6 protein-coding genes and 1 tRNA gene are annotated in these 6,912 nt (G+C 43.2%); all 7 read left to right on the forward strand.

Going from position 1 to position 6,912, the window contains the following annotated elements:
• The coding region (locus VMW01_02175; GenBank protein HUW05044.1) for an aminotransferase class V-fold PLP-dependent enzyme at positions 1-428 on the forward strand (428 nt) is incomplete at its 5' end.
• Positions 429-490: 62 nt separating this feature from the next.
• A complete protein-coding gene (locus VMW01_02180; GenBank protein HUW05045.1) occupies positions 491-916 on the forward strand; it encodes a SufE family protein in 426 nt (141 codons plus the stop codon).
• A 5-nt stretch (positions 917-921) separates the two neighbouring features.
• Complete coding sequence (locus VMW01_02185; protein ID HUW05046.1) at positions 922-1,242, forward strand: iron-sulfur cluster assembly protein; 321 nt, start codon at positions 922-924, stop codon at positions 1,240-1,242.
• A 165-nt stretch (positions 1,243-1,407) separates the two neighbouring features.
• Positions 1,408-1,731 (forward strand): GIY-YIG nuclease family protein, encoded by a 324-nt coding sequence (locus VMW01_02190; GenBank protein HUW05047.1) that lies wholly within the window; start codon positions 1,408-1,410, stop codon positions 1,729-1,731.
• Positions 1,709-1,782 (forward strand) — tRNA-Arg (locus VMW01_02195). The genes VMW01_02190 and VMW01_02195 overlap by 23 nt, the downstream gene beginning before the upstream one ends.
• 73 nt (positions 1,783-1,855) lie before the next feature.
• Positions 1,856-5,983: a hypothetical protein gene (locus tag VMW01_02200; GenBank protein HUW05048.1), complete on the forward strand. Its 4,128-nt coding sequence runs from the start codon at positions 1,856-1,858 to the stop codon at positions 5,981-5,983.
• Positions 5,984-6,333: 350 nt separating this feature from the next.
• Positions 6,334-6,672, forward strand: a complete 339-nt coding sequence (locus VMW01_02205) for a hypothetical protein (GenBank protein ID HUW05049.1) — start codon at positions 6,334-6,336, stop codon at positions 6,670-6,672.
• The last annotated feature ends 240 nt before the right edge of the window (positions 6,673-6,912 follow it).

Below are 6,912 nucleotides of genomic sequence, written 5' to 3' on the forward strand. Positions count from 1 at the left end.
CCTATGCCGATTTGCCGCTCAAGTTTGAGGCAGGAACCGCCAACTTCATTGGGGCCGTTGGTCTTGCTGAGGCTATCCGTTACGTTCAGTCGCTTGGAATGGTCAACATTGCTGCCCACGAAGAGCAGCTGCTTCGTTATGCCACCGAAAAGTTACTCTCCATTCCCGGGTTAACCATCTATGGAAATGCACCGCATAAGGTAAGCCTCATATCATTTCTGTTGAAAGATATTCACCACTATGATACCGGCATGATATTAGATAAGCTAGGGGTGGCCGTAAGAACTGGCACGCATTGCACCGAACCGGTTATGCAGCACTTTGGAATTGGTGGAACGGTTAGAGCCTCTTTTGGCCTCTACAACACCATGGAGGAGGTAGACAAGCTCTACCAAGCATTGCTGAAGGTGAAGGAGATGTTTGAATAGCAAGATTTGTAATTGAATGGATGGGTAAAAATGCCACATCAGCAGAATTAATAAATAATGCCATGACCTTAGAAAAAGTTCAGGAAGAAATTGTTGACGAATTCAGTAGTCTCGACCAATGGATGGACCGTTACGCCTACCTCATCGAGCTTGGTAAGAATGTTCCTGCCATCGATCCAAAGTTCAAGACAGACCAATACGTAATCAAGGGATGCCAGAGCCGAGTTTGGATTAATGCCGAGCTGCAGGACGACAGCATTGTCTTTACCGCCGATAGCGACGCCATTATCACCAAGGGCATTATTGCCCTGCTTATTAGGGCGCTTTCTGGAAGGACTCCTGATGAGATAATCAACTCTGACCTACACTTTATCAACCAGATAGGGCTTAAGGAGAATCTTTCTCCCACCAGAGCCAATGGCCTACTTGCCATGATTAAGCAGATGAAGCTTTATGCTATGGCCTTTAAATCAAAATTAAATAGCTAGAAAACATGGAATTACGACCTATTCCCGATATTGAGGCCGATATTGTTAAGGTATTAAAGAACGTGTATGATCCGGAAATTCCGGTAAACATATACGACCTAGGTCTCATTTACGAAGTAAACATCGACGACAGCCGCAAGGTGGAGGTGAAGCTTACCCTCACCGCGCCCAACTGCCCCATGGCCGACCAACTGATTATGGAGGTAAACGACAGGGTTGCTGAAATTACGGGCGTTACCGATGTGGTTATAAACCTCACCTTCGACCCACCCTGGGACAAAAGCATGATGAGCGAGGAGGCCATGCTCGAACTTGGGTTTATGTAATCAAAATTCGATTTCTCGTTACGTGGTGGTTGATTTTTTTTAACGATACCGCTAGCATAGGGGAGAAAAATATTAACTTTGCACTCCGCTGGCCCCGTAGTTCAGCTGAATACCCGCCTGACCAACAGGAATATTGGGTATAAAATGTTTTGAATTCGGGACGACTTGGCTGCTAAGATTAGATTTGCCCACAAGCAGTCGGGCAGGGAACGTCAGATTCCGGTTAATATGTATTACGTATATGTAATAGAAAGTATTAATTTTGGAAGGTATTACAAGGGGATGACCCAAAACCTTGAGCAGCGGCTTAGGGAACATAATGCGGGAAAAACTAGGTCTAACAAAGCTTTTGCCCCATTTAGGTTAGTTTATGTTGAGGAGTTTGCTGTACGAGAGGATGCCAGAAAACGAGAAAAGTATTTCAAGTCCAGCGCAGGAAAACGATATTTAGAAGCAAAAATAATAAGGCCCCGTAGTTCAGCTGAATAGAACGTCAGATTCCGGTTCTGAAGGTCACAGGTTTGAATCCTGTCGGGGTCACAACTAAGGGATAGGCAGAAATGTTTATCCCTTTTGCTTTGAGATAAATTCAACGAACCCGTAAGACAGGATCATGAGCCAAAGGCGAGCTAATCCGCTCCCAGCACTCCATACCAACCAAACATTCCTTGCCGGCGTTATGCCCGTTAAGGTTACCAGCGTTCAGGGTAGCAACGGCATCTTTACCGGAATGGGTGAGGTATACCTACCCATAGCGGGTGTGGGGCTCAGCTGCACCTTCAACAAAATTGGCATAAACACCACCTACCAGCTCATTAGCGGCGAGGTGATAACCACCAAGAGTAAGAATACAACCATATACGGTAGCGGGGGAGTAACGGTGCTCGATACCCTGCACCTCGATAACCCCATCGATACCATTATAGTAAACCCCAACGGCGATGTGGCCGTTGTGTCGGGAGGCGACACCACCTTTATCCCGCTGGCCAACCAGCCAGTGGTTATCTATCCCCCCACGGGAGGCGGAGCTGGGACTACCACCGGTGGCACCACCGGGAATGGCGGAGGCGACGGAGCTGGCGCGGGAGGATCCACCGGAGGAGGTGGCACCACCAGCTATGGCGATGGGCCACTTATTGTAGAGAACGGCACCGTGAAGCCATACAACCCCGCGGGCGACCTGCCAACGGCCTTCTTCCACAAGGCCTCCATGTCTACCTACGGTTATGACTCGCTGGCCTACGAGGCGCTGCGCAGCTACTACCCCATAGCCACCATTAACGGTAGGGAGGTGGGAATACCCTACAAGGCGCTGCCGGTGAGTGGCAGCGACAACGTGGTGCTGGAGCTAAAGCCCGGCAGCAGCAAGATTACCACCGACAGCCTCACCATTGATGTGCAGACCAACGCCAAGGTGGCTAAAAAGGACGTGATGGGTAACAACAAACTCATGGTTTCGCTGCAGGGGCTTTCCGAGGGCGAGGAGCCCATAATAGTGCGCTACACCAAGCACAATGCCGATGGCAAAACCGAGCAGGTGGACATTGGTGCCGCCAAGGCGGTGGTATACCAGCCGCAGCCCATGAAGCTGGTGGTGGTGCCGCTGGCCGGAACAACCGCTCCAGACGCAGGTGCGCTACAAAGCCAGCTCAGCGCCATTTACGGCCAGGCGGTAACCTCGTGGACGGTTACGGTGACAGCACCGTTTGCCTACACCATACCCGGTGGCCAGCTGGAGTTTGGCTCCAGCGAAATGGCCAGCAGCTACACCGAGGGCATGAACAACCTTATTGATGCCTACAAGGTGGCCAACCCCACGCTGGAGGATGGCACCTACTACCTCTTTGTGGTGCCGCGCTTTAGCGATGCCACGCTGCAGGGCTACATGCCCCGTGCCCGTAGGTTTGGCTTCATTGCACAGAGCTCCACCGATGCCCGCACGCTAGCCCACGAGCTGGGCCATGGCGCCTTTAACCTGGAGCACACCTTCCCCGTGCTGCCGCAGGGCACCACCGACAACCTCATGGACTACAACGGTGGCCCCCGCCTTATTAAGCCCCAGTGGGACCTAATTCACAACCCGGAACTGACAACGGGGTTGCTGGATGATGAGACGGATGCGGCGAGTATTTATGAAAGTAGAAATATTGATTTTTCAGATGTAGCCAAAGATATTTCATCATACATAGGTGACAAACAATATATAACATATTTAACTCCAGCAGGCCTCCCAATAACTCTGCCATCAAATGCATTAGTAAATTTCACGGGTGTTTGTAAAGAAAACAATACAAATAAAACAGTGAACCTAGCCATACCAGATGGCCCATTATTAACATTTAAAGTTGGGAATCAAATTTATGTTGGAAATTTTTTGCCCAGTGATAATAAATTGATTTTTAAAGGTTATACTTTAAAAGTAAATGGCCAGATCACAGGTGAATTCTATAAGGAATCAATAACAAAGAGTATTAGTGCTCCAATGAAAGTAATACTTGGAGAAGATCCTGGGTGTGAACTCATTCTTTATACTGCAAATACTACAAAATCTACAACAGAAACTGAAAACACTGGAAAAGGTAATGTTCCAGCATCTTTCGACATATCGAATAAAATTCTATTTAAGAAAATATCCTTTGGTGGAAATAATTGCCTAGGTGATCTTGGTCAGAAATTCTATAATGAACATATTGAGGGTGTTACAGATGAATCGCTCAAGGCGAAAATATTTGAGGTCGCAAAGCTAATAGACAAATGCGGAAACAACCTTTATGATGATTATAAAACTTTTTCAGGCAAAGCAAACTCAAACTACTGGGACGAGGGTGTTTGGAAGCCAGAAGAGCAATTCGAAATTTTTGAAAAAGCTTTATTGGCATACCAAGAAGGCGAGGATAAATTAGAGCAGCAAATGGTTATGTATGAGTCTGATCGAGACAAATTTACATACTTAGCATGGATGCTCGTTCAAGGTTATAATCAAAGCATTTCAATTGATACACGTTATTACATACTAAAAGTACTTGCTGATGCTCCAATGTACGGAAATCAATTCTTTGGAAGTGGACAGGAGCAGCTGGCATTAAGGCTAGTGGAGGGTATCACAGAGTTTGACAAAAAGAAAGAGTTTTTGACTCTTTTACTTAAAGACAATTTGATTAATAAGCTCATTTACCATATTGATGGGGATGAATTCAGTAAGTTTGTATTCACTATCTCTGGATTTATTTATCAAGTATATCCTGCTCCCACTGTCTCAGAGCTGGAGCAATCAACATTTACCGATCCGAGCAGAAAACTTAATAACAAAATTTTCCTATGGAAAAAGAAGGTCCTATCTGACTACATAATATTCCATTCTCAAAATTCAGTAGACAAATCTAAGTTTCGGATAACTTATGAGCACAAGTTAGATCAAGGTTACGACAATTTATTAACTTACCTCAACCCTTACGAATACATAGGCCTTGATGTCAGAAGCGACATTAAATATTTGGGGGTAAACGCGGATGAAGAAAGCCAAAGTATAATTGTTATCCCTGCAATCCTGTTTCATTGGATACTGAACGAACAGGACAACGAGAAAGCGTGGAAAATGCTAAGGTATGGTGTTGATGGCTTTTTTATCACCCTTTCCTTTGGCGGGTATAGCGCTGCAGAAACAGTTGTTTCCAGGGCATTTGCTATTGCCGACCTTGCATTTCCATCGATTGACCTGCTGGTTAACTTAAGCGGGATGCAGGATGACAGCCGGTATAAGGATTTTGTGGAGGTTTGGGACATTGTTTACAATTCCTACATTGGTGTCACATCGGCCCGATTGGTTTACCAGCTGATGCCGTCTAAGGTTCAAAACTTTGTGGAATTCTGGAAAGCCAATAGAACAAAGGTTGGTTGCCCTGCCGATAAGGTAGGTGAAGTAGACAACGCTGTAGCAGAGATTGAACGGCTCTGGGGTATTGATGATGTAATCAATGCCTTTAAGAAGAAATTCCCTAGCGCTTCTAACATATTCAATGAACTAAAAAATGCTGAAGGCAAAACATGTCGAGCTAGAACATTTTGGACAGCACAAGGCGATAATATTGTCGAAAAAGTATCTGCCGATGGTCGTTTCCTTATTAAGTATGACAAAATATCTGGAGAACTATTATTTGCCGATCTTAAAGCCACCGATAAACCATTTTTAGGTTATTACATTGACGAAATAACCGATGCTAACGGCAATTTAATTGGACGCTACATTCAAAATGGCACAGATGCTGAATACAACGCTGTTTTTGATAACCTAAAATTGATACACGGTTTTGGATCCAACTCAATCACTATTGGTGGAAAAACAATACCTTTGGTTGAAGGGAAAATTAACATCATTCTTGGAAAGTATAATGATCCATATAACCTCGGTTATATTACCACAAAGCAGGTTCTCGATGAATTAAAAATGATGAAGTACTATGAAGCAGTTGAAAATATTAGCAGTACAAAAAGGAGAATTCACCTTCTGAACATACCTGACAAAACTATTAAAACCCCAGGGAAAGTATGGTGGAATGATTTCAATAAACCACAAATTCAGGACATATTAAATAATCCTGATAAATACAATGTAATTATTTTGGTCGACCCTAACGATACAAGAATAATTGATTTAAAAGGTGCATTTATGGACGAGATAAATGAATTTAAATCCACTTACCATTTTGTAAAAAAGGAAAATTATTGGACAATTGAAAAGTAAATATGGCTGTATTTAGTGAGATAGTTAAAGCAAACTTTTCAAAGTTAATAGATAAGTACAATCTTATTGTTGAAAACTATGAAGGCGAACTATATTGTTGCTTATACAATCAGCATGTTAGTATAATTATAAACACAGAGATGTATAATCGTGATAACTATATAATTACTTTAAAAATTGTTCAAGGTGAGAAGATGCTTTTTCTTAGTTTGTTTATTTTGTATTCTTATATAGGGTTATCAACTCCTCACAATTATTATCATAAAGACAATTTAAAATTCAATATACAGTTTTTAGATAATTACTATAGTTGGATTTTAAGTGGTAATTTCCTTGAATTTGACAAATTAGTGAATTATTCTATTAAATATAGTTTACTATTCAGAGAGCAGAATGATTATAATTTCTATAACGAAAAGGACATTCCAGATAGGCATAAAATTTCGTGGGTGTCTGAGATGGAGCATTGGGTAAGGCATAAGTATAACCTTATGTTGGATATGTACCATCAGGAAGCAAATAATGGTAAGGTACCGATATACTTTCCGCTAAACGATTTTGATAAAATAAAGCCATTACTAATAGAGCAACTTTTTACAAACAAGTGGGATAATCCAACATGGGATGTTTACTGGGGTAGCACAGACTATTCATGGGTAAAACGGCTAGCCGAAAAGGCAGGGTTTTAGTTGTCTTGTTCTCCCGCTGGCCTTTAGATTTGCCTTACTGTTTTTAAGTTACTATTTTTAGAAGAAGAGAACGGGGTGAACTCCCACGCTCGCTAGGCCAACGGCCTATTCCGCGTATTAGTCCCCATTCCCCTCTTCCTTCGGCAGCCAAGCGCCCGTTAGAATTTTAGGCAGGAAGGCCTTCTAAAGGTTTTAGCGCCGCTGCTTACTGTTTTACTCCTAAAAGCAAAGGTATGAAAA

The sequence above is a fragment of the Williamwhitmania sp. genome, from assembly GCA_035529935.1.
Lineage (GTDB): Bacteria > Bacteroidota > Bacteroidia > Bacteroidales > Williamwhitmaniaceae > Williamwhitmania.

What these genes read in the sequence shown, in the direction of transcription:
- VMW01_02180 (HUW05045.1), top strand. Translation starts at nt 491, where the DNA reads ATGACCTTAGAAAAAGTTCAGGAAGAAATTGTTGACGAATTCAGTAGT.
- VMW01_02185 (HUW05046.1), top strand. Translation starts at nt 922, where the DNA reads ATGGAATTACGACCTATTCCCGATATTGAGGCCGATATTGTTAAGGTA.
- VMW01_02200 (HUW05048.1), top strand. Translation starts at nt 1,856, where the DNA reads ATGAGCCAAAGGCGAGCTAATCCGCTCCCAGCACTCCATACCAACCAA.